19 protein-coding genes are annotated in these 22831 nt (G+C 70.9%); 18 read left to right on the top strand and 1 reads right to left on the bottom strand.

The window, feature by feature from the left end; translation table 11 throughout:
* The first annotated feature begins 5 nt into the window (after positions 1 to 5).
* From M2271_RS26040 to M2271_RS26025, 4 genes are all read left to right on the top strand, one after another.
* On the top strand, positions 6 to 821 hold the full coding sequence (locus tag M2271_RS26040) for a TlyA family RNA methyltransferase (RefSeq protein ID WP_280889755.1): 816 nt from the start codon (positions 6 to 8) through the stop codon (positions 819 to 821).
* The gene (locus M2271_RS26035) at positions 818 to 1723 is read left to right on the top strand and encodes an NAD kinase (RefSeq protein ID WP_280889754.1); all 906 of its coding nucleotides are present in this window, start codon (positions 818 to 820) and stop codon (positions 1721 to 1723) included. The genes M2271_RS26040 and M2271_RS26035 overlap by 4 nt, the downstream gene beginning before the upstream one ends.
* Before the next feature lie 250 nt (positions 1724 to 1973).
* Entirely contained in the window at positions 1974 to 3695 is a 1722-nt protein-coding gene (gene recN, locus M2271_RS26030) for a DNA repair protein RecN (protein WP_280889769.1), read from the top strand.
* 331 nt (positions 3696 to 4026) lie between these two features.
* Positions 4027 to 5163, top strand: coding sequence for a glycosyltransferase family 4 protein (locus M2271_RS26025; RefSeq protein ID WP_280889753.1), 1137 nt, complete (start codon positions 4027 to 4029; stop codon positions 5161 to 5163).
* A 114-nt stretch (positions 5164 to 5277) separates the two neighbouring features.
* Here the strand turns inward: M2271_RS26025 and M2271_RS26020 are convergent, their stop codons facing one another.
* Complete coding sequence (locus M2271_RS26020; protein ID WP_280889768.1) at positions 5278 to 7080, bottom strand: glycoside hydrolase family 15 protein; 1803 nt, start codon at positions 7078 to 7080, stop codon at positions 5278 to 5280.
* A gap of 532 nt (positions 7081 to 7612) precedes the next feature.
* Here M2271_RS26020 and M2271_RS26015 point away from each other — a divergent pair.
* From M2271_RS26015 to M2271_RS25950, 14 genes are all read left to right on the top strand, one after another.
* Entirely contained in the window at positions 7613 to 9280 is a 1668-nt protein-coding gene (locus tag M2271_RS26015; protein WP_280889752.1) for a CTP synthase, read from the top strand.
* A 96-nt stretch (positions 9281 to 9376) separates the two neighbouring features.
* Positions 9377 to 10003 (top strand): NUDIX hydrolase, encoded by a 627-nt coding sequence (locus tag M2271_RS26010; protein WP_280889751.1) that lies wholly within the window; start codon positions 9377 to 9379, stop codon positions 10001 to 10003.
* 162 nt (positions 10004 to 10165) lie between these two features.
* Positions 10166 to 12253 (top strand): tetratricopeptide repeat protein, encoded by a 2088-nt coding sequence (locus M2271_RS26005; protein ID WP_280889750.1) that lies wholly within the window; start codon positions 10166 to 10168, stop codon positions 12251 to 12253.
* 136 nt (positions 12254 to 12389) lie between these two features.
* Positions 12390 to 13514 carry an alanine dehydrogenase gene (gene ald, locus M2271_RS26000; protein WP_280889749.1) on the top strand — a complete coding sequence of 375 codons (1125 nt, stop codon included), beginning with the start codon at positions 12390 to 12392 and terminating at the stop codon, positions 13512 to 13514.
* 401 nt (positions 13515 to 13915) lie between these two features.
* A complete protein-coding gene (locus M2271_RS25995) occupies positions 13916 to 15052 on the top strand; it encodes a ParA family protein (RefSeq protein ID WP_280889748.1) in 1137 nt (378 codons plus the stop codon).
* Positions 15037 to 15642: a hypothetical protein gene (locus M2271_RS25990; RefSeq protein WP_280889747.1), complete on the top strand. Its 606-nt coding sequence runs from the start codon at positions 15037 to 15039 to the stop codon at positions 15640 to 15642. Before M2271_RS25995 ends, M2271_RS25990 begins: the two co-directional genes overlap by 16 nt.
* 18 nt (positions 15643 to 15660) lie before the next feature.
* Positions 15661 to 16737 carry a segregation/condensation protein A gene (locus tag M2271_RS25985; RefSeq protein ID WP_280889746.1) on the top strand — a complete coding sequence of 359 codons (1077 nt, stop codon included), beginning with the start codon at positions 15661 to 15663 and terminating at the stop codon, positions 16735 to 16737.
* A complete protein-coding gene (gene scpB, locus M2271_RS25980; RefSeq protein WP_280889745.1) occupies positions 16734 to 17408 on the top strand; it encodes an SMC-Scp complex subunit ScpB in 675 nt (224 codons plus the stop codon). Before M2271_RS25985 ends, scpB begins: the two co-directional genes overlap by 4 nt.
* A complete protein-coding gene (locus M2271_RS25975; protein WP_280889744.1) occupies positions 17408 to 18565 on the top strand; it encodes a pseudouridine synthase in 1158 nt (385 codons plus the stop codon). The genes scpB and M2271_RS25975 overlap by 1 nt, the downstream gene beginning before the upstream one ends.
* A 146-nt stretch (positions 18566 to 18711) precedes the next feature.
* On the top strand, positions 18712 to 19731 hold the full coding sequence (locus tag M2271_RS25970) for an ADP-ribosylglycohydrolase family protein (protein WP_280889743.1): 1020 nt from the start codon (positions 18712 to 18714) through the stop codon (positions 19729 to 19731).
* 171 nt (positions 19732 to 19902) lie between these two features.
* Entirely contained in the window at positions 19903 to 20271 is a 369-nt protein-coding gene (gene aroH, locus M2271_RS25965) for a chorismate mutase (protein WP_280889742.1), read from the top strand.
* Positions 20268 to 21353: a prephenate dehydrogenase gene (locus M2271_RS25960; protein WP_280889741.1), complete on the top strand. Its 1086-nt coding sequence runs from the start codon at positions 20268 to 20270 to the stop codon at positions 21351 to 21353. Before aroH ends, M2271_RS25960 begins: the two co-directional genes overlap by 4 nt.
* 87 nt (positions 21354 to 21440) lie before the next feature.
* Positions 21441 to 22127: a (d)CMP kinase gene (cmk, locus tag M2271_RS25955; RefSeq protein ID WP_280889740.1), complete on the top strand. Its 687-nt coding sequence runs from the start codon at positions 21441 to 21443 to the stop codon at positions 22125 to 22127.
* Between the two features lie 62 nt (positions 22128 to 22189).
* Positions 22190 to 22825 (top strand): lysophospholipid acyltransferase family protein, encoded by a 636-nt coding sequence (locus M2271_RS25950; RefSeq protein ID WP_280889767.1) that lies wholly within the window; start codon positions 22190 to 22192, stop codon positions 22823 to 22825.
* Positions 22826 to 22831: the final 6 nt, after the last annotated feature.

Genomic DNA, 22831 nt, shown 5'->3' with positions numbered 1-22831 from the left:
CGAACGTGGCAGGAGTCGCACGCCGTCGTCTCGACGCGGAGCTGGTCCGCCGGAAGCTCGCGCGTTCGCGTGAGCACGCCGGCCAGCTGATCGCCGCCGGGCGGGTCACCGTCGGCAAGACCGTCGCGACCAAGCCCGCCACACAGGTGGAGACCGCGGCGGCGATCGTGGTCTCCACCGACGACAGCGCCCCCGACTACGTCTCGCGGGGCGGCCACAAGCTCGCCGGCGCGCTGACGGTCTTCGTTCCGGAAGGGCTGATCGTCGAAGGGCGGCGGGCTCTGGACGCCGGAGCCTCCACCGGCGGTTTCACGGATGTGCTGTTGCGGGCGGGGGCCGCGCACGTCGTCGCCGTGGACGTCGGATACGGACAACTCGCCTGGTCTCTTCAGAGTGATGAACGCGTCACCGTCAAGGATCGTACGAACGTACGCGAGTTGACGCTCGAAGCGATTGATGGGGAGCCAGTGGATCTTGTCGTGGGGGATCTGTCCTTCATCCCGCTCGGTCTGGTACTGCCCGCCTTGGTGGGGTGTGTGAAGCCGGACGCCGACCTGGTGATGATGGTCAAGCCGCAGTTCGAGGTGGGGAAGGAGCGGCTGGGCAGTGGCGGAGTCGTACGGAGTCCGCAGCTGCGCGCCGAGGCCGTGCGCGCGGTGGCGGGGCGGGCCTGGGACCTGGGGCTGGGTGTGAAGGGTGTCACAGCCAGTCCGCTTCCCGGGCCGGCGGGGAATGTCGAGTACTTTCTGTGGCTGCGGTCGGGTGCGCCCGAACTGGACCCGGCCCATGTCGATCGTGCAGTTGCGGAGGGACCGCGTTGAGCCAGAACCGAGCTCGTACTGTTTTCCTGCTTGCCCACACCGGCAGGCCCGCGGCTATCCGCAGCGCCGAACTGGTGGTGAAGGGACTGCTGCGCGAGGGCATCGGCGTGCGCGTCCTGGAGGCGGAGGCGCGGGACCTGCCGCTGCCGGAGGAGGTGGAGCTGATCGAGGAGGCCGCCGCGCAGTGCCTCGACGGGTGCGAGTTGTTGATCGTGCTCGGGGGCGACGGAACGCTGCTGCGGGGCGCCGAGTTCGCCCGGGCGTCCGGGGTGCCGATGCTGGGTGTCAATCTGGGGCGCGTCGGGTTCCTCGCGGAGGCCGAGCGGGACGACCTCGACAAGGTCGTCGAGCGGGTGGCGACGAGGGCGTACGAGGTCGAGGAGCGGATGACGATCGATGTCGTCGTTCATCGCAACGGGGACGTCGTGCACACGGACTGGGCTCTGAACGAGGCCGCCGTGCAGAAGGTCTCCGCGGAGAAGTTGCTCGAGGTCGTGCTGGAGATCGACGGGCGGCCGGTGACCGGGTTCGGGTGTGACGGGATTGTGCTGTCCACGCCGACCGGGTCGACGGCGTACGCGTTCTCGGCGGGTGGGCCTGTGGTGTGGCCCGAGGTCGAGGCGTTGCTGATGGTGCCGATCAGTGCGCATGCGCTGTTCGCGAAGCCGTTGGTCACCTCGCCGGATTCGGTACTGGCGGTGGAGGTGCTGCCGCACATTCCGCCGGGGGTTCTGTGGTGTGACGGCCGGCGGACCGTGGAGTTGCCGCCGGGGGCGCGGGTCGAGGTGCGGCGAGGGGCTGTGCCGGTGCGGTTGGCTCGGCTGCATCATGCGTCCTTCACGGATCGGCTGGTGGCGAAGTTCGCGTTGCCGGTTTCCGGGTGGCGGGGGGCGCCGCACTAGCGGTAAGCGCGCTCGAAGAAGGCGCGCTCGAAGAAGGCGTTTTCCAAGGGGGCGCGAGGTGGTGTGCGCGGCTGCGGGTCCGTTTTGTGGCCCGGCGCGCAGTGCCCCGCGCCCCCTCAGGCCGGACCACACCGGTGGGTGACATCGTGCGGTCGGTCCCCATTCATCACCTGCACCTTCACATCCCAGGGGCAGGGGCCGTCACACTTCTCCTCCCGGACCTCGTAAGGTCGTGTCCGTGTTGGAGGAGATGCGGATACGGTCGCTCGGAGTCATCGACGACGCGGTCGTCGAGCTGTCGCCAGGCTTCACCGCCGTCACCGGTGAGACGGGCGCGGGCAAGACGATGGTGGTCACCAGCCTCGGCCTTCTGCTGGGCGGGCGGGCGGACGCGGCGCTCGTGCGGATCGGGGCCGAGAAGGCGGTCGTGGAGGGGCGGATCCGTCTGTCCGCCAGTGATTCGGCGGCCATCGTGCGGGCCGAGGACGCGGGAGCGGAGCTCGACGACGGAGCGCTGCTGATCAGTCGTACCGTCTCCGCCGAAGGGCGGTCCCGGGCGCACCTCGGTGGGCGCACCGTACCGGTGGGGTTGCTGGCCGAGCTGGCCGACGATCTGGTGGCCGTGCACGGGCAGACGGACCAGCAGGGGCTGCTGAAGCTGTCCCGGCAGCGGCAGGCGCTGGACCGGTACGCGGGGGACGCGGTGGCTGTGCCGCTGGCCAAGTACACGGGGGCCTACCGGCGGCTGCGGGCCGTGTCGGTCGAGCTGGAGGAGATCGTCACCCGTGCGCGTGAGCGGGCCCAGGAAGCCGACATGCTGCGCTACGGGCTCGACGAGATCGCCGGGGTGGAGCCGCGTGCCGGGGAGGACGTGGAACTGGCGGAGGAGGCGGAGCGGCTCGGGCACGCCGAGGCGCTGTCGTCCGCCGCGACGGTCGCCCACGCGGGGCTCGCCGGTAACCCGGAGGACCCCGAGGGCATCGACGCGGCGACCCTCGTCGCGGGCGCGCAGCGGGCCCTGGACGCCGTACGGTCGCACGACCCGGACCTGGCCACGCTCGCCGACCGGATCGGGGAGATCGGGATCCTGCTGGGCGATGTGGCGGGGGAGCTCGCCGGGTACGCCGACGATCTGGACGCCGATCCGCTGCGGCTGGCCGCGGTGGAGGAACGGCGGGCCGCGCTGACCGCTCTGACACGGAAGTACGGCGAGGACGTCACCTCGGTGCTGGAGTGGGCCGAACGCGGTGCCGCGCGGCTCACGGAGCTGGACGGCGACGACGGCCGGATCGGGGAGCTGACCGCCGAGCGGGACGCGCTGCGGTCTGAACTGGGCGGACTGGCCCAGGCGTTGACCGATGCTCGGACCGAGGCCGCCGAGCGGTTCGCGGCCGCCGTGACCGCCGAGCTGGCCTCGCTGGCCATGCCGCACGCGCGCGTGTCCTTCGACCTCCGGCAGACCGAGGATCCCGAGGGCGTCGAGGTCGGCGGGCGTCCGGTCGCTTACGGGCCCGCGGGTGTCGACGAGGTCGAGCTGCTGCTGGCCCCGCATCCGGGGGCACCGGCCCGGCCCATCGCCAAGGGCGCGTCCGGGGGTGAGCTGTCGCGCGTGATGCTCGCCGTCGAGGTGGTGTTCGCGGGAACGGATCCGGTACCGACGTATCTCTTCGACGAGGTAGACGCGGGAGTCGGCGGCAAGGCCGCGGTGGAGATCGGGCGGCGGCTGGCCCGGCTCGCGAAGACCGCGCAGGTCGTCGTCGTCACGCACCTGCCCCAGGTGGCCGCCTTCGCGGACCGGCAGTTGCTGGTCGAGAAGACCAACGACGGTTCCGTGACCCGGTCCGGTGTGAAGGCGCTGGAGGGCGAGGAGCGGATCCGGGAGCTGTCCCGGATGCTCGCCGGACAGGAGGACTCGGAGACGGCCCGGGCGCATGCGATGGAGCTGCTGGCCACGGCACGCGCCGACGGATAGCGGCCCTGCCGCGCGCTGCGCCGGGGGCGGTCGGCGGCCCGAGGGCGGTCCGTACGGTCTGTGCCTAAGGTCTGTACGGCCGACGAAATGTGAAGAGTGAGGGGTGCCGCGCGGATATTCGTACGGAACCCTGGTCTCCTCACTCGTGTGAGTGAACCTGCTCGCCGAACCGCCCGGCCGTCCGGCCTTCCGGGTTCCCGGAACACCCGTACGGCCTGGCATCCTTGGCGCAGAACGCGGTACGTGTAGGAAGCGCGCGGTACACCCCTCCGCTCGATACCTCTGTACGTTTCCTCGTGACCGCCCGACCCGAACCAGGAGCCCCGGCCACGTGACCCCCGTGAGCAGCCACTCACCGCACGGCCAGTCGCCGCTGCGCACCGTGCAGGTGCTCGGCGGAGGCAACGCAGGCAGCAGCGCGCATGTGCGCTCCCTGGCCTCGGGGCTGGTGGCGAGGGGCGTGCGGGTCACGGTATGCGCCCCCGTCGAGGCCGATCGCGCCCACGACTTCACCGGCGCCGGCGCCGAACACGTGCACGTACCGCGCAGCAGCGACCCGGCTTCCGTGGCCGCGCTGCGGCAGGCGTGCACCAACGCCGACCTGGTGCACGCGCACGGACTTCACGCCTCCTTCCGTGCCGTGCTCGCGCTCAGCGGGCGGCGCACCCCGCTGGTCGTCACCTGGCACGACCGGGCGCATGCCGAGGGCGCGCGTGCCCACTTCCTGCGCCTGCTGGAGCGGCGGGTGGTGAAGGCCGCCGCCGTGGTCCTCGGCACCACCTCCGCCCTCGTCGACCGGGCCCGCCGGACGGGCGCGCGGGACGCGCGGCTCGCCGCCGTGGTCCTGCCCGGCCCCCGCGAGGCCGTCGAGCCGGAGGATCCCGACCGGCTGCGGCCCAAGATCCGGGCCGGACTCGGCGCCACCGGGCGCCCGTTGCTGATGGCCGTCGGCTCCCTCGACCGCCACCGGGGCTACGACACGCTGCTGGACGCCACACACGCATGGCGGGACCTCGATCCCGTACCGCTGGTGGTGATCGCCGGAGAGGGGCCGTCGCGCGCCGAGCTGCAACGGCGGATCGAGGACGAGCAACTGCCGGTCCGGCTCATCGGACGACGGGACGACATCACGGAGTTGCTCGCCGCCGCCGACCTCGCCCTCCTGCCGAGCAGCGGGGAGTCGCGGTCCGTGCTCGCCCAGGAGGCCCTGTACGCGCGCGTGCCGCTCGTCGCCGGCGACGGCGGCGGCATCCCCGAACTCGTCGGCGACGCGGCCGAACTCGTCCCGGTCAGGGACGCGGAGGCCCTCGCCGACGCGGTCGTACGGCTGCTCGGTGATCCCGAGCGCCGGGAACTGCTCCGGGAGAAGGGCCTGCGGCAGGCGGCCACCTGGCCCACCGAGGACGAGACGGTCGCCCAAGTGCTGAGCGTCTACGACGAGTTGACCCAGCCCCGGCTCCTGATCTAGGACCAGGCTCCACGGAGCCTGATTTCCCTCCCCGTGTCCTTTTGGCCACGGGGAGGGAAACGCTGATGGAGGCTGATGGAATGTGGCCTCGCGTTGGGGTAACGCACGACCCGTTCAGCCGCCGTAGGCTCCGGACGCCGTCAGCCGCAGGGCCGTGTCGATCAGCGGGACGTGGCTGAAGGCCTGGGGGAAGTTGCCGACCTGGCGCTTCAGGCGCGGGTCCCACTCCTCGGCCAGCAGACCGAGGTCGTTGCGCAGCGAGAGCAGCTTCTCGAACAGTTGGCGTGCCTCGTCGACGCGGCCGATCATCGCGAGGTCGTCCGCCATCCAGAACGAGCAGGCGAGGAAGGCGCCCTCGTCGCCGGGCAGGCCGTCGACGCCCTCGCTGTCGCCCGAGGTGGGGTAGCGCAGGATGAAGCCGTCCGAGGTGGACAGCTCCCGCTGGATCGCCTCGATGGTGCCGATCACCCGCTTGTCGTCCGGCGGCAGGAAGCCCATCTGCGGGATCAGCAGCAGGGAGGCGTCCAACTCCTTCGAGCCGTACGACTGCGTGAAGGTGTTGCGCTCCTTGTCGTACCCCTTCTCGCACACGTCCCGGTGGATGTCGTCGCGCAGATCGCGCCACTTCTCCAGCGGGCCGTCCGCGTCCCCGGACTCGATCAGCTTGATCGTGCGGTCCACGGCCACCCAGGCCATCACCTTGGAGTGCACGAAGTGGCGGCGCGGGCCACGCACCTCCCAGATGCCCTCGTCCGGTTCGTCCCAGTGCTGCTCCAAGTAGCGGATGAGCTTGAGCTGGAGCAGCGAGGCGTAGTCGTTGCGGGCCAGGCCCGTCATGTGCGCCAGGTGCAGAGCCTCGGTGACCTCGCCGTACACGTCCAGTTGGAGCTGGTGCGCGGCGCCGTTGCCGACCCGGACCGGGGCGGAGCTCTCGTAGCCGGGCAGCCAGTCCAGCTCGGCCTCGCCCAGCTCGCGCTCGCCCGCGATGCCGTACATGATCTGCAGGTTCTCCGGGTCGCCGGCGACCGCCCTGAGCAGCCACTCGCGCCAGGCGCGGGCCTCCTCGCGGTAGCCGGTGCGCAACAGCGAGGACAGGGTGATCGCCGCGTCCCGCAGCCAGGTGTAGCGGTAGTCCCAGTTGCGGACGCCGCCGACCGCCTCCGGCAGGGACGTGGTGGGCGCGGCGACGATGCCGCCCGTCGGGCCGTATGTCAGCGCCTTCAGCGTGATCAGCGAGCGGATCACGGCCTCACGGTAGGGGCCGTGGTACGTACAGTGCTCGACCCAGTCGCGCCAGAAGTCCTCCGTCGCCTCCAGCGACTGCTCCGGCTCCGGCAGCGGCGGCGGCTGCTTGTGCGAGGGCTCCCAGGAGATGGTGAAGGCGATCCGGTCACCGGGGGCGACCGTGAAGTCCGCGTACGTCGTCAGCGACTTTCCGTACGTCTCGGCGTCTGTGTCGAACCACACGGAGTCCGGGCCGGCGACGGCCACCGTACGGCCCTCGTGCTTGTGCACCCACGGGACGACCCGACCGTAGGAGAAACGCATCCGGAGCGCCGAGCGCATCGGGACCCGGCCCGAGACGCCCTCCACGATCCTGACCAGCTGCGGAGCGCCGTCACGCGGAGGCATGAAGTCGATCACCCGGACCGTGCCGCGTGGGGTATCCCACTCGGATTCCAGGATCAGGGAGTCGCCGCGGTAGCTGCGCCGGACCGCGGTGGGCGGCGTGGCGTCGGCGGCGTGCGCCGGGCCGATCCGCCAGAAGCCGTGTTCCTCGGTGCCCAGCAGTCCGGCGAAGATGGCATGCGAGTCGAAGCGGGGCAGGCAGAGCCAGTCCACCGTGCCGTCCCGGCAGACCAGGGCAGCGGTCTGCATGTCTCCGATGAGTGCGTAGTCTTCGATGCGCCCGGCCACGTGCAACTCCAGTCGAACGGCCACGTCACCCCCTACGAGCAGGGGGCTGTCGCTAGTGCGGTCAAGGGGTATGTGTCATGCGTTATTGAGCGGTGAATCAAAACAGTCGTGTCGCTGTGAGGCAAAACGACGACCGTTGCTCAACGATCAGACGAGCTCTCGTTGTTCCGGTGGTTACGGGCGGGGGTGGTGCCGTGTTCCCGGCCGGGCTCGTCAGCGAGTGTCCGAGCAGGATACGACGCACGTAGATGATCTGCGTGCCGCTCCGGGTAACGCGGCTGAGCCGAACGGGTGAGCAACAGGTAGGAAATGGGTATGCCCGTGCGGGTCTGTACCGACCTGTGCACGGAGGGTGGTCGGAAGCCATCTCCCCCAGGCGCTGATACCCTGGTAGCCCGTGGACCGGTGGGCACAAAACCCCCGAACCGCAGCGACGGCACCCCCGGAAACCTCCGGCACGAACCCCTGGTGAAAGCCTCCGGGGAGCCGCACCGCACCTCCAGACCGCGACCACGGGAGCCCCCTCTTGGCCATGCCGCCCGCTGCTTTCCGAAACAGCACCGCCACGACGACCAAGCACATCTTCGTCACCGGGGGTGTCGCCTCCTCGCTCGGCAAGGGCCTGACGGCGTCCAGCCTCGGCATGCTGCTCAAGGCCCGGGGCCTGCGCGTCGTGATGCAGAAGCTCGACCCGTACCTGAACGTCGACCCGGGCACGATGAACCCCTTCCAGCACGGTGAGGTGTTCGTCACCAACGACGGCGCCGAGACGGATCTGGACATCGGCCACTACGAGCGTTTCCTCGACCGCGATCTGGACGGCTCCGCCAACGTCACCACCGGACAGGTCTACTCGACGGTGATCGCCAAGGAGCGCCGCGGCGAGTACCTGGGCGACACCGTCCAGGTCATCCCGCACATCACCAACGAGATCAAGCACCGCATCCGCCGCATGGCGACGGACGAGGTGGACGTCGTGATCACCGAGGTCGGCGGCACGGTCGGCGACATCGAGTCGCTGCCGTTCCTGGAGACCGTCCGCCAGGTCCGGCACGAGGTCGGCCGTGACAACGTCTTCGTCGTCCACATCTCGCTCCTGCCGTACATCGGTCCCTCGGGGGAGCTGAAGACGAAGCCGACCCAGCACTCGGTTGCGGCTCTGCGGAACATCGGTATTCAGCCAGACGCGATCGTGCTGCGCTCGGATCGCGAGGTGCCGGCCGCGATCAAGCGCAAGATCTCGCTGATGTGCGACGTCGACGAGGCCGCGGTGGTCGCCTGCCCCGACGCCCGCTCGATCTACGACATTCCGAAGACCGTGCACGGCGAGGGCTTGGACGCCTATGTCGTCCGCAAGCTGGACCTGGCCTTCCGCGACGTGGACTGGACCACCTGGGACGACCTGCTCGACCGCGTCCACAACCCCGACCACGAGATCACCCTCGCTCTGGTCGGCAAGTACATCGACCTGCCCGACGCCTATCTCTCGGTCATCGAGGCGCTGCGCGCCGGCGGCTTCGCCAACAAGGCCCGCGTGAAGATCAAGTGGGTCACCTCGGACGACTGCAAGACCCCGTCCGGCGCCGCCCAGCAGCTCGCCGACGTGGACGGCATCTGCATCCCGGGCGGCTTCGGCGACCGCGGTGTGCTCGGCAAGGTCGGCGCGATCCGCTACGCCCGCGAGAACAAGGTCCCGTTGCTCGGCCTCTGCCTGGGCCTGCAGTGCATCGTGATCGAGGCCGCGCGCAGCCTCGCCGACATCTCCGACGCCAACTCCACCGAGTTCGACCCGGCCACCGCCCACCCGGTCATCTCCACCATGGCCGAGCAGCTCGACATCGTCGCCGGCGAGGGCGACATGGGCGGCACCATGCGCCTGGGCATGTACCCGGCCAAGCTCGCCGAGGGCTCCATCGTGCGCGAGGTGTACGACGGCAAGGAGTACGTCGAGGAGCGCCACCGGCACCGCTACGAGGTGAACAACGCCTACCGGGCGGAGCTGGAGAAGACGGCGGGCATCCAGTTCTCCGGCACCTCGCCGGACGGCAAGCTCGTCGAGTACGTCGAGTACCCGCGCGAGGTCCACCCCTACCTGGTGGCCACGCAGGCGCACCCGGAGCTGCGCTCGCGTCCGACGCGTCCGCACCCGCTGTTCGCCGGCCTCGTGAAGGCCTCTGTCGAGCGGAAGAATTCCAAGTAACACACCAGTTGTACGGTGGCCGGGGTGCAAACCTTCAAAAGGTGGGCACCCCGGCTGCTTTCGCACGTGGCTTCCGTACGTCTGGAAGGACAGAGCATGACGATCAAGGACACTCCCGAGGAGTGGGAGATCCGGGCGACGGAGACCCCCTTCGTGGGCAACAAGACCTCCGTCCGTACGGACGAGGTGGTCATGCCCGACGGTTCGGTGGCGCGACGCGACTACCAGGTCCACCCCGGCTCGGTGGCCGTTCTCGCCCTCGACGACGAGGACCGCGTCCTGCTCATCAAGCAGTACCGCCATCCGGTGCGGCAGAAGCTGTGGGAGATCCCGGCCGGCCTGCTGGACGTGCCCGGCGAGAACCCGCTGCACGCCGCCCAGCGTGAGCTGTACGAGGAGGCGCACGTCAAGGCCGAGGACTGGCGGGTGCTGACCGACGTCTACACCACGCCCGGCGGCTGCGACGAGGCCGTACGGATCTTCCTCGCCCGCGGTCTGTCCGAGGCCGACGGGGAGCGCTTCGACGTGGAGAACGAGGAGGCCGACATGGAGCACGCGCGCGTGCCTGTCGACGAACTCGTCCGGGGTGTGTTCGGGGGCGAGGTGCACAACAACTGCCTCGTCGTGGGCGTGCTGTCGCTGGTCGCCGCGCGGGGTGGCGACGGGCTCGACGCGCTGCGACCGGCTCAGGCACCGTGGCCGGCGCGCCCGTTCGAGTCCTGAACGCCTCCACCGGGTCTGCGGTCTGACGATCAGCTGATCCGATCGGGGGATATGTCCGCCGCGCTCCGCCCGGAACGTAGCAGAGCGTGAACTAGGCTCTGGAAACGCCCGGACCGGAGTCCCGGCGGGCTTGCGCGTGCGGTGTGCGACGGGAGTGTGCCCGTGACGGATCAGGCGGTGGACGCAGACGGTGTACGGCTGTCGGCACCAACCCCGACGGAGAGCCAATTCCTCGGCCGCACACGGGAATTGAAGGAACTGCGCGCCGACATCGAACGCGCGGGACTGGATACGATCGCCGGCCGCAAGTCCCCCCGCGCGCGCGTGCTGCTCATCGCGGGCCGGCCCGGGTGGGGACGTACCGCCCTCGCCGAGGAACTCGTACGGCAGGTCGCCGACCGTTACCAGGACGGGGTGCTGCGGGCCCGGCTCGGCGAGCCCGACGGCACGCCCGTCCCCGTCGAGCACGCCGCCCGCGAACTCCTCACCGCCCTCGACATGCCGGCCCCCGCCGGAGCCGCCGAGGACGACCTCACGGCGGATCTCCGCGAGGCCCTCGCCGACCGCCGGACGCTGCTCCTGCTGGACGACGCGGTCACCGCCGACCAGGTCGACGCCCTGCTGCCGGACACCCCGGACTGCCTGGTCGTCGCCGTCGCCGGGGGCCCGCTGACCGGGATCGCGGACGTCCGCCCCTGCACCCTGGGCGGCCTCGACACCAAGTCGGCGGTGGAACTGCTGTCCCGACACACCGGGTCGGTCCGCATCACCGTCGATCCACGGGCCGCCGAGGGCCTGGCCGAGGAGTGCCAGGGCCAGCCCGCCGCGCTGATGCTGGCCGGTGGCTGGCTCGCCGCCCGCCCCACGGCGGCCGTCTCCGACCTCGCCAAGCAGCTGCGCGCGGAGGGCGACGAGGGCACTCCGCTCAGCCGGGTCTTCCGGCTCGCCTACAGCTCCCTGCCCGTCCCGGCCGCCCGGATACTGCGACTGCTCGCCCTCGCCCCGGCCGGCCTGGTCGACCCGCACACCGCGTCCGCGCTCGCGGGCTGCTCGGTGGACAGCGCCCGCACCACCCTGGACGACTTCGTCGCCCTCGGACTGCTGCACGCGGTGGACTCGCCGCTGCCGCAGTACGAGGTCCCCGGCTGCCTGCAGCCGCTGCTGACGGCCCTCACCGAGACCGAGGACCGCCCCGCCGAGCTCCAGTTGGCCCGCGCCCGGATGCTGGAGCGGACCGTGCGGCTGCTGCAGTCCTGCCGGGCGATCACCGAGACCGACAGCCCCGAGGCCCGCCAGAAGCTCCTGGACATGCCCCGCGCGCTGCGCTTCCCGAGCCCCCGGGCGGCCGCCGAGTGGCTGACCCTCCGCAAGCCCGCCCTGCTCGCCGCGGCCCGCAGCGCGGTCGCCGACGGGGGGCTGGACACCCTCGCCCGGCGCCTGATGTCCCAGCTCGTGCGGGCCATGGTCGCCCACTTCGGCACCCGGGCGGCCGCACCTGACCTGTACGACATCCACGGCCTGGTCCTCGACGTGGCCGAGCGGCGCACACTGCCCCGCGAGCGGGCCGCCGCCCTGCTGAACCTCGCGGACCTGGACGCCCGGACCGGCCGGACGACCGAGGCGCTGACGCGCTATCGGGCGGCGCTGGACGCCGGACGCGAGGCGAACGACCCGTACGCGACCGGTCGCGCGATGGAATCCGTAGGCGGAGCCCATCTGGAGCTCGCGGACTACGACCGGGCCGCCGACTGGTTCGGGCGCGCTCTCGCCCTGCGGCTGGCCCGGGACGAGCGCGCGGACGCCGCCCGGCTGTACGGCCGTATCGCCGCCGCGCACACCTTCGCGGGCCGTTACGGCGAGGCGCTGCGGAACTGGCGGGCCGCGGCGGCCGGACATCGCAAGCACGGCGATGTGGCCGCCCACGCGCGGGCCTTGAGCGAACTCGCACGCGTCCAGGAGTACGCCGGTCGCCCCGAGGAGTCGATGCGCACCTGCCACGAGGCGCTGGAGTGGGCGCGCAGCGCCGAGGACGTCCGCCTGCAGGCCGCGCTCCAGCTACGGCTCGCCGACACCCTGGAACGCCTCGGCGATCCGGCGGCGGCCTCGCTGCACCGGGGCACCGCCGAGCAACTGCTGGGCGAGGAGCTCCAGGCGCCCGAAACGCAGGCCGAGCCGGAGCCCGAACAGCCCGATCAACTGGAACACGACGCTAACGCCTGCGAAATCCGCAGTACATCCACTGAAGGTTGATGCAATGAAAGGCTAGACAGCGGGAACACCTTCATTAGACTGGCTCTGCCGCGCTTTCTCCTGCGGTGTCTCCTGGCGTGCTCCTGCATGCCCGGGTATGTGCTGTATTGCCCCCACGTTCACTGAGCCAAGGACCGTGATCGACGTGAAGGTCGGTATCCCCCGCGAGGTCAAGAACAACGAGTTCCGAGTGGCCATCACCCCTGCCGGTGTGCACGAGCTGGTGCGCCACGGCCACCAGGTCGTCGTCGAGCGGGGCGCCGGTGTCGGCTCCTCGATCACGGACGACGAATACCTCGGCGCCGGCGCGCAGATCCTGGGAACGGCCGACGAGGTGTGGGCCACCGCCGACCTGCTGCTCAAGGTCAAGGAGCCCATCGCCGAGGAGTACCACCGCCTCCGCAAGGACCAGACGCTCTTCACCTACCTGCACCTGGCCGCCTCCAAGGAGTGCACCGACGCCCTCGTCGAGTCCGGCACCACCGCGATCGCCTACGAGACGGTCGAGCTGCCCGGCCGGGTGCTCCCGCTGCTCGCCCCCATGTCCGAGGTCGCGGGCCGCCTCGCCCCCCAGGTCGGCGCCTACCACCTCATGGCCGCCAACGGAGGCCGCGGTGTGCTGCCCGGCGGTGTCCCGGGCGTGCTGGCCGCCAAGGCCGTCGTCGTCGGCGGTGGCGTCTCCGGCTGGAACGCCGCGCAGATCGCCATCGGCATGGGCTTCCACGTGACGCTGCTCGACAAGGACATCAACAAGCTCAAAGAAGCCGACAGGGTCTTCGGTACGAAGATCCAGACCGTCGTCTCCAACGCCTTCGAGCTGGAGAAGGCATGCCTTGAGGCGGACCTCGTGATCGGTGCCGTCCTCATCCCGGGCGCCAAGGCCCCCAAGCTGGTCACCAACGAGCTGGTGTCGCGCATGAAGCCGGGAAGTGTCCTTGTCGACATCGCGATCGACCAGGGCGGCTGCTTCGAGGACTCCCGCCCGACCACCCACGCCGAGCCGACCTTCCCGGTGCACGCATCGGTCTTCTACTGCGTCGCCAACATGCCCGGCGCGGTGCCCAACACCTCCACCTACGCGCTCACCAACGCGACGCTGCCCTACATCGTCGAACTCGCCGACCGCGGCTGGGTGGAGGCGCTGCGCCGCGACCCCGCGCTCGCCAAGGGCCTCAACACCCACGACGGCGCAGTCGTTCACCGTGAGGTCGCCCAGGCGCACGGTCTGGAGCATGTGGAGCTCGAGACGCTGCTCGGCTGACCGTCGACGTTAAGTCTCCTTTTGGTAAAGGTCGATACGTCAACACAGGTCGTCAACCCCGCGCACCCGGCCGGACCTTGCCCGAGAAGGTCCGGCCGAGTGTGTGTATGGTCACTTTGCGGCTCTAGGTCAACTCGCCTCGAACGTAACCCTTGAGCCGATTCGTACACCGGTGAAACCCACGGTGCGACGGCCGTACGCCCTTGACAGAGGGTTGTTTCATTGCCGACACATCCTGCCGGGTCCGGCGGATTGTGTTGCTGCGGACGCCCGACACGCCATAGAGTCGCCAACCGTCGGCATAGTGCCACGCTGACCTGTCTAGAAGTTTCCTGGTCACCAAGGAGGTAAGACGACTTGTGAATGAGTCGACATTTTCTCCCGGGGGTGGTCAACCAGGGATGCCTGCACGGGCCGAGGGCCCCGCGGGGTTCGAGGCTGTCGGCTCCGTCGCGGTGCGCACCTTCGCGGCGACCCGGAGTCACCGGATCCCAGGGGTGACTCAGCCAGCACACCAGAGCATGGATGGCCATCACGTGAACGCCCTGGCCGGCGACGGAAGTGGCGCGCCCCGCAACCACTTCGCCGACTACGACGAACTGCCCGACGGGCACTTCTACGACCCCGACGCCGAGTACGAACCCGACCCCGAGTACGCGGCCACGCTCGCGCCCGACGCTGCCCGCCAGCGCCGTGAGCGCGTCGGCCCGACCGGTCGCCCGCTGCCGTACTTCCCGATCCCGGGCCCGCTGACCGATCACGGACCCGCGAAGATCATCGCGATGTGCAACCAGAAGGGCGGCGTCGGCAAGACGACGTCGACCATCAACCTGGGTGCCGCTCTCGCGGAGTACGGCCGTCGTGTGCTGCTCGTGGACTTCGACCCGCAGGGCGCGCTGTCGGTCGGTCTCGGTGTCAACCCGATGGAGCTCGACCTCACCGTCTACAACCTGCTCATGGAGCGGGGCATGGCGGCCGACGAGGTGCTCCTGAAGACGGCGGTCCCCAACATGGACCTGCTGCCCAGCAACATCGACCTGTCCGCCGCCGAGGTGCAGCTGGTCTCCGAGGTCGCGCGCGAGTCGACGCTGCAACGCGCCCTCAAGCCGCTCATGGCCGACTACGACTACATCGTGATCGACTGTCAGCCCTCGCTCGGCCTGCTCACGGTGAACGCCCTGACGGCCGCGCACAAGGTGATCGTGCCCCTGGAGTGCGAGTTCTTCGCCCTCCGTGGTGTCGCGCTGCTGACGGAGACCATCGAGAAGGTCCAGGAGCGGCTCAACCCGGAGCTGGAACTCGACGGGATCCTCGCCACGATGTACGACTCGCGCACCGTGCACAGCCGTGAGGTGCTCGCGCGGGTCGTCGAGGCGTTCGACGACCACGTCTACCACACGGTCATCGGGCGCACGGTCCGCTTCCCGGAGACCACGGTTGCCGGCGAGCCGATCACCACGTACGCCTCCAACTCCGTCGGGGCCGCCGCCTATCGTCAGCTCGCCAGGGAGGTGCTCGCCCGGTGTCACGCCGAGTGAGTCTGCCGGGGGCCGACGAACTGTTCCGTACGACAGGGGGGACGGCGCTCCAGCCGTCCACTCCGCGGCGCCCGGTCAACGGCGAGGCCCGGGTGCCGGCTCCGGCGGGGGAGAGCGACCGGGCAGCGGCCGGGTCACCCTCGACCACCGCGCCGTCGTCCAAGGACGCGCCGCACGCGGTACCGGCCCAGGGCGGTGACGGCGACGGCGCGGAGCACGTGGCAGCCGAGCCGGGTGACTCCTCCACCGAGTCCCGTAGCCGCGGCGCGGATCGCTCCGGGCGGCGCCAGGGGCCGCAGGAAGGTGCTGCCGAGGGCGCGGGCGAACCAGCCGCCTCCGCGTCCCGCAAGCGCCAACGGGCGCCCTCACGGCGGCCCAGCGGGCGGGAACGGCACGACGAGAAGATCACGGTCTACGTGTCGGCCGAGGAGCTCATGGATCTGGAGCACGCGCGTCTGGTGCTCCGGGGCGAGCACGGGCTGGCGGTCGACCGTGGGCGGATCGTGCGGGAGGCCGTTGCCGTGGTGCTGGCCGATCTGGAGTCCCGTGGGGACGCGAGCATCCTCGTACGACGGCTGCGCGGGCGGTAGCGGTAGCCTGCGGGGGCCATGACCTCGAACGACGTTCCCTCCGGCGCCGGCGTCTCCGCCGGCCGTCGGCGTGCGTTGGGGAGGGGGCCGGGGGCGGAGCCGGTTCCGGTTGAGCGCCCGGCCGTTCCGGTTGAGCCTCCGGCCGTTCCGGTTGAGCCTCCGCCGGTTCCGGAACCTCCTGCTCCGGTGGCCTCGCCTCCGGTGGCCCCACCACCCGCGGGGGAGCCCACGGTCGCCGCGGAGGGTGAAGAACCCGCGGAAGGGGTCTTCACGGTCCGCCTGTCCAACTTCGAGGGTCCCTTCGACCTGCTCCTCCAACTGATCTCCAGGCACAAGCTGGACGTCACCGAGGTCGCGCTGTCGAAAGTCACCGACGAGTTCATGGCGCACATCCGGGCGATGGGCCCGGACTGGGACCTGGACCAGACGACGGAGTTCCTGGTCGTCGCCGCCACCCTGCTCGACCTGAAGGCGGCCCGGCTGCTGCCTGCCGCGGAGGTCGAGGACGAAGCCGACCTCGCGCTCCTCGAAGCCCGGGACCTGCTGTTCGCGCGGCTGCTCCAGTACCGCGCCTACAAGCAGATCGCCGACATCTTCAGCGGCCGGCTCGACGCGGAGGCCCGGCGCTGTCCCCGTACCGTGGGCCTGGAACCGCACCACGCCGAGCTGCTGCCCGAGGTGGTCATCAGCATCGGGGCGGAAGGGTTCGCGAAGCTCGCCGTGAAGGCGATGCAGCCCAAGCCCAGGCCGCAGGTGTACGTCGACCACATCCACGCGCCGCTGGTGAGCGTGCAGGAGCAGGCCCAGATCGTGGTAGCACGGCTCAGGGAGCTGGGGGAGATCGGCTTCCGGGCACTGATCGAGGACGCCGACGACACCCTGACCGTCGTGGCGCGGTTCCTGGCCCTGCTGGAGCTCTACCGGGAGAAGGCCGTGGCCCTCGACCAGGAGACCGCCCTCGGGGAACTGCTGGTGCGTTGGACCGGCGGGGACGGGGACGAGACGCCGACGGTCACGGACGAGTTCGACCGGCCGCCTGAGGTGGCCGAGGTGCCCGAGGTGCCCGAGGACGATGCCAAGGAGAAGAAGGCGTGAGTGAGGAGACGACCGATGTTCCGGCCGGGCCGCGTACCGTCGCCGATCTCGGCCTCAAGCCGGCCCTGGAGGCCGTCCTCATGGTCGTGGACGAGCCCGCGACCGAGGAGCACCTTTCGAAGATCCTCCAGCGGCCCAGGCGGCAAGTCGGGGACGCGCTGCGGGAGCTGGCCGACGAGTACGCCGTCCAGGGGCGCGGCTTCGAGTTGCGGCTGATCGCCGGCGGCTGGCGCTTCTACAGCCGCCCGGAGTACGCGGCGGCCGTCGAGGGCTTCGTCCTGGACGGCCAGCAGGCCCGCCTCACCCAGGCCGCGCTGGAGACGCTGGCGGTGGTCGCCTACCGCCAGCCGGTCAGCCGCAGCCGGGTCTCGGCCGTGCGCGGAGTCAACTGCGACGGGGTCATGCGCACCCTCCTCCAGCGGGGTCTGGTCGAGGAGGCGGGCACGGAACCCGAAACAGGTGCGATCCTGTACGTGACGACGAACTACTTCCTGGAGCGGATGGGCCTGCGCGGTCTGGACGAGCTCCCGGAGCTCGCGCCCTTCCTCCCGGAGGCGGAGGCGATCGAGGCCGAGACCCAGGAAGGCGTGCCGTCGTTCGATCCGGATGCACCGGACGCGGACGACGGGCTCATGACGGACATGCCTAACACGACGACGACGGAACTTTGATGCGAAGCAGTGGTAGCGGTAGCGGCAGCGGCAAGAGCGGCGGGCGCGGTAACCCCCGCGGGGCCGGCAACAACAGGGACCAGAAGCAGGGCCAGAGTCGGGGCCAGGGTCAGGGCCAGGCTCGGGGCCAGGCTCGCGGCCAGGGCCAGGCTCAGGGCCAGGGCCAGGGCCAGGCTCAGGGCCGTCCCAGCAAGCCCCGCCCCGAGGAGCGCCGCTACGACGTGGGCCCCGGCGCGTCCCATGAGGGCCCGAAGGCCGGGCGCGGCGGCGCGGCCCGCGGCGGCGCCAAGGGCGGTCCCAAGAAGCCCCAGCAGCGCGGACGGTCGGCTCCGGCGACCTCCCGTGAGTACGAGACGCGGGCCGAGGAGCGCAACCGGGAGCGGTACGCGGGCAAGAAGGACGTCAAGCTGCCCAAGACCTTCCCGGGCGCCGAGGAGGAGGGCGAGCGGCTGCAGAAGGTCCTCGCGCGCGCAGGCTACGGCTCCCGCCGGTCCTGCGAGGAGCTGATCGAGCAGGCGCGGGTCGAGGTCAACGGCGAGATCGTGCTGGAGCAGGGCAAGCGGGTCGACCCGGAGAAGGACGAGGTCAAGGTCGACGGCCTGACGGTGGCGACGCAGTCGTACCAGTTCTTCTCGCTGAACAAGCCCGCCGGTGTCGTCTCGACGATGGAGGACACCGAGGGCCGCCAGTGCCTCGGCGACTACGTCACCAACCGTGAGACCCGCCTCTTCCACGTCGGACGGCTCGACACCGAGACCGAGGGCGTCATCCTGCTCACCAACCACGGCGAGCTGGCGCACCGGCTGACCCACCCCAAGTACGGCGTGAAGAAGGTCTACCTCGCGCACATCGTGGGTCCGATCCCGCGCGACCTGGGCAAGCAGCTCAAGGACGGCATCCAGTTGGAGGACGGGTACGCGAAGGCGGACCACTTCCGGGTCGTCGAACAGACCGGCAAGAACTACCTGGTCGAGGTCACCCTCCACGAGGGCCGCAAGCACATCGTCCGACGCATGCTCGCCGAGGCGGGCTTCCCGGTCGACAAGCTGGTCCGGGTCTCCTTCGGCCCGATCACCCTGGGCGACCAGAAGTCGGGCTGGCTGCGTCGGCTGTCCAACACGGAGGTCGGGATGCTGATGAAGGAAGTGGACCTCTAGCCTTCGGCGCTGATGCGTTCCCGCTCTCTCGCCGGTCCGTCCGTGTGACCGGCGAGGGGAGCGGCCTTGTGGAGACGCTCCCGGGCGGGCACGGCCACCGCCCTGCAACCCCCTCTCCTCCGACCGTCCCGGAAAGGACGTCCCGCATGACCATGAACCCCACCAAGCGTGCCGCCACGGGGGCGCTCGTCGGGCTCGCCCTCGGAGACGCGCTCGGCTTTCCGACCGAGTTCAACGACGTGCGGTCGATCCTCGCCAAGTTCGGGCCCTGGCGGGAGATGGAGCTGCCGACGCCCGCGATCGTCACCGACGACACGCAGATGACGCTGGCGCTGGCCCGGGGGCTGCGGACGGCCATGGACCGGGGTGTCCTCGGACCCGAGGACATGGTCGAGCCCGTGCGGCGGGAGTTCATCGCCTGGAACCGCTCCCCGGAGAACAACCGGGCCCCGGGCAACACGTGTCTGAGGGCCTGCGCCCTGCTGGAACGTCCGGGCCTGCCCTGGCAGGACGCCAGCCAGATCGGCTCCAAGGGCTGCGGCGCCAACATGCGGGTCGCGCCCGTCGGGCTCGTCCCCGGGCTGAGCGATGAACAGCGCGCAGGCGCCGCCCAGTTGCAGTCCGCGCTCACCCATGGGCACCCGACGGCCCTCGCCGCGTCCGACCTCACCGCGCACGCCGTACGGCTGCTCGCGCAGGGGGCGGAGCCGACCGGGCTGGTCGGGCTGCTGCGGTCGTACGCCGTCGAGAACCGCAGCCACTACCACGAGCGCTGGCTGGGTGACCTGTGGACGCGGAGCCAGGACCCGACGCCCGAGCAGTTCATCGCGCGCGGCTGGGACGAGTGCCTGGAGATCCTGGACCGCCTTCAGGACGCCCTGCGCGCCCCCTCTCCCGAGACCGACCCGTGCCTGGCCACCGGTGCGGGCTGGATCGCCGAAGAGGCGCTGGCGACCGGACTGTTGAGCTTCCTGCTGTTCGTCGACGAGCCGGTGACGGCCCTGCGGCGGGCCGCCTGCACCTCCGGTGACTCGGACTCCATCGCCTGCCTGGCGGGAGCCTTCGCGGGCGCTCACCTGGGCGCCGAGGTGTGGCCGGGGGAGTGGGCGGACCGGATCGAGTACCAGAGCGAGCTGGCGACGCTGGGGGCGCTCTGGGACGCCTGACGCGGTGGTGGTCGGGCCGTCTTGACGCGGTGATCGTCAGGCCGGCGTGACGACGTGGTGGTCAGGTCGGCCTGACGGAGTCGCCCTGCACGACGGGCGCCGTTCACCGGCCCGAGGAGGGCTGACTAGGCTGGATACTCCAAGAGCCGTACATCAGTGAGGAGCATCGCCGTGGCGGTACGAGCGGTCCGGGGCGCCGTCCAACTCGACGAGGACGAGGCCGGCCACATGGACGAGCAGGTCGGAGCCCTGCTCACCGCCATCATGGAGCGGAACGACCTGAGCGCCGACGATCTGATCAGCGTCTGGTTCACGGCCACGCCCGACCTGCACAGCGACTTCCCGGCCGCCGCGGCCCGCAAGCTCGGCACCGGCTTCGCCGATGTCCCGCTGATCTGCGCCCAGGAACTCGACATCGAGGGCGCCATGCCCCGTGTCGTCCGCGTCCTCGCGCACATCGATTCCGACCGTCCCCGCGCCGACATCGCGCACGTCTACCTCGGCGCCGCGGCGGCCCTGCGCAAGGACATCGCCCAGTGAGAACCGCCCTTGTCATCGGTACCGGCCTCATCGGTACGTCCGCCGCGATCGCCCTGACCCAGCGCGGCGTCGTCGTCCACCTCGCCGACCACGACCCCGAGCAGGCCCGTACGGCGGCCGCGCTGGGCGCCGGCACCGACGAGGCGCCCGAAGGGCCCGTCGACCTCGCGATCGTCGCCGCCCCGCCCGCCCATGTGGCCGGAGTGCTCGCGGACACCATGCGGCGGGGTCTCGCCCGCGGCTACCTCGACGTGGCCAGCGTCAAGGGCGGCCCGCGCCGCGAGCTGGAGTCGCTGGGCCTGGACCTGTCGGCGTACATCGGCAGCCACCCCATGTCGGGCCGCGAGAAGTCCGGCCCGCTGGCGGCCACCGGCGACCTGTTCGAGGGCCGCCCCTGGGTGCTGACCCCGACCCGGGACACCGACACCGAGGTGCTGAACCTCGCCCTGGAGCTGGTCTCGCACTGCCGGGCCGTGCCGGTGGTGATGGACGCCGACGCCCACGACCGTGCCGTCGCGCTCGTCTCCCACATGCCCCACCTGGTCTCCAGCATGGTCGCCGCACGCCTGGAGAACGCCGAGGAGGCCGCCGTGCGGCTGTGCGGGCAGGGCATCCGGGACGTGACCCGGATCGCCGCCTCCGACCCCCGGATGTGGATCGACATCCTCTCCGCGAACCCGGGGCCGGTCGCCGACCTCCTCGCGGACGTCTCCGCCGACCTCGACGAGACGGTCCGGGCGCTGCGCGCGCTGCAGTCCTCCGACGAGGAAAAGCGCCTGGAGGGCACCGCCGGCGTCGAGGACGTGCTGCGCCGTGGCAACGCGGGCCAGGTCCGCGTCCCCGGCAAGCACGGGTCCGCCCCGCGGGTGTACGAGGTCGTGGCCGTCCTCATCGACGACCAGCCCGGTCAGCTGGCCCGGATCTTCGCGGACGCGGGGATGGCAGGGGTCAACATCGAGGACGTACGCATCGAGCACGCGACCGGGCAGCAGGCGGGACTGGTGCAGCTGACGGTGGAGCCGAAGGCGGCGCCCGTGCTGACGGCGGCGCTGAAGGATCGGGGCTGGGCCATCCGTCAGTAAGGAAGGCCTCCGGCGAGCCAGTAACCTTGTGCGGGGCGCTTTGGCGTCCCCGCACACTCCCACCGCGCACCAGGAAGGTGTCCCCCCGTGGAAAACGGCGCCGCCCAGCCCGTGATTGTCGCCATAGACGGTCCCTCCGGCACGGGTAAGTCGAGCACGTCCAAGGCCGTGGCCGCCCAGCTCGGCCTGAGCTACCTGGACACCGGCGCCCAGTACCGGGCGATCACCTGGTGGATGGTGACCAACGGGATCGACATCGACGACTCGTCGGCTGTCGCCGCGATGGCCGGCAAGCCCGACATCGTCTCCGGCACCGACCCGTCGAACCCGACGATCACGGTCGACGGCACCGACGTGGCCGCCCCGATCCGCACCCAGGAGGTCACCGCCAAGGTCAGCGCGGTCAGCGCGGTGCCCGAGGTACGGGCCCGGATCACCGAACTGCAGCGCTCCGTCGCGGCCGGCGCGGAGAAGGGGATCGTTGTCGAAGGGCGCGACATCGGGACGACCGTGCTGCCCGACGCCGACCTGAAGATCTTCCTGACCGCCTCCGCGGAGGCCCGCGCGGGCCGTCGCAGCGGTGAGCTGCAGGGCGCCGACGTCAACGCCACCCGCGAGGCCCTGATCAAGCGGGACGCGGCCGACTCCAGCCGCAAGACCTCGCCGCTGGCCAAGGCGGACGACGCGGTCGAGGTCGACACCACCGATCTCACTCTCGCGCAGGTCATCGAGTGCGTCGTCACACTCGTCGAGGAGAAGCGGGCCGCGAAGTGACTCCTGCGTCCGTGCCCTCGCAGAAGGGCGCCGAGGTCGGCCGGCGCATCGGCGTCGGCCTGATGTACGGGCTGTGGAAGCCGCGTGTGCTGGGTGCCTGGAAGGTCCCCGTCACCGGACCGGTGATCTTCGCCGTCAACCACTCCCACAACATCGACGGCCCGATGGTCATGGGCGTGGCGCCGCGGCCGACGCACTTCCTGATCAAGAAGGAGGCGTTCATCGGCCCCCTGGACCCCTTCCTGCTCGGCATCGGGCAGGTGAAGGTCGACCGTCACACCACCGACCGTACGGCGATCACTCAGGCGCTGGGCGTGCTGGACAACGGCGGCGCCCTCGGGATCTTCCCGGAGGGCACCCGGGGCGAGGGAGATTTCGCCGCGCTGCGCGCCGGGCTCGCGTACTTCGCCGTACGCGGCGGTGCCCCGATCGTCCCGGTCGCCGTGCTGGGAAGTTCCGACCGCCCCGGACGGTTGATAAAAGCGCTGCCTCCGCTGCGCAGCCGCGTGGACGTCGTCTTCGGCGACCCCTTCGAGGCATCAGAAGGTGCGCGAAGCTCCCATACGGGTGGTGGTGGGCGACGGGCGGGCGGCAGCGGACGACGTACGCGCAAGGCGCTCGACGAGGCGACCGAGCGCATCCAGAAGCAGCTCAGCGCACACCTTGAAACCGCCAGGCGCCTGACCGGGCGCCGGTAGAACGCC

The sequence above is a fragment of the Streptomyces sp. LBL genome, from assembly GCF_029893585.1.
GTDB lineage: Bacteria > Actinomycetota > Actinomycetes > Streptomycetales > Streptomycetaceae > Streptomyces.
Note: the sequence above shows the minus strand (reverse complement) of the source record. Positions and strands in the feature narration are given on the sequence as shown.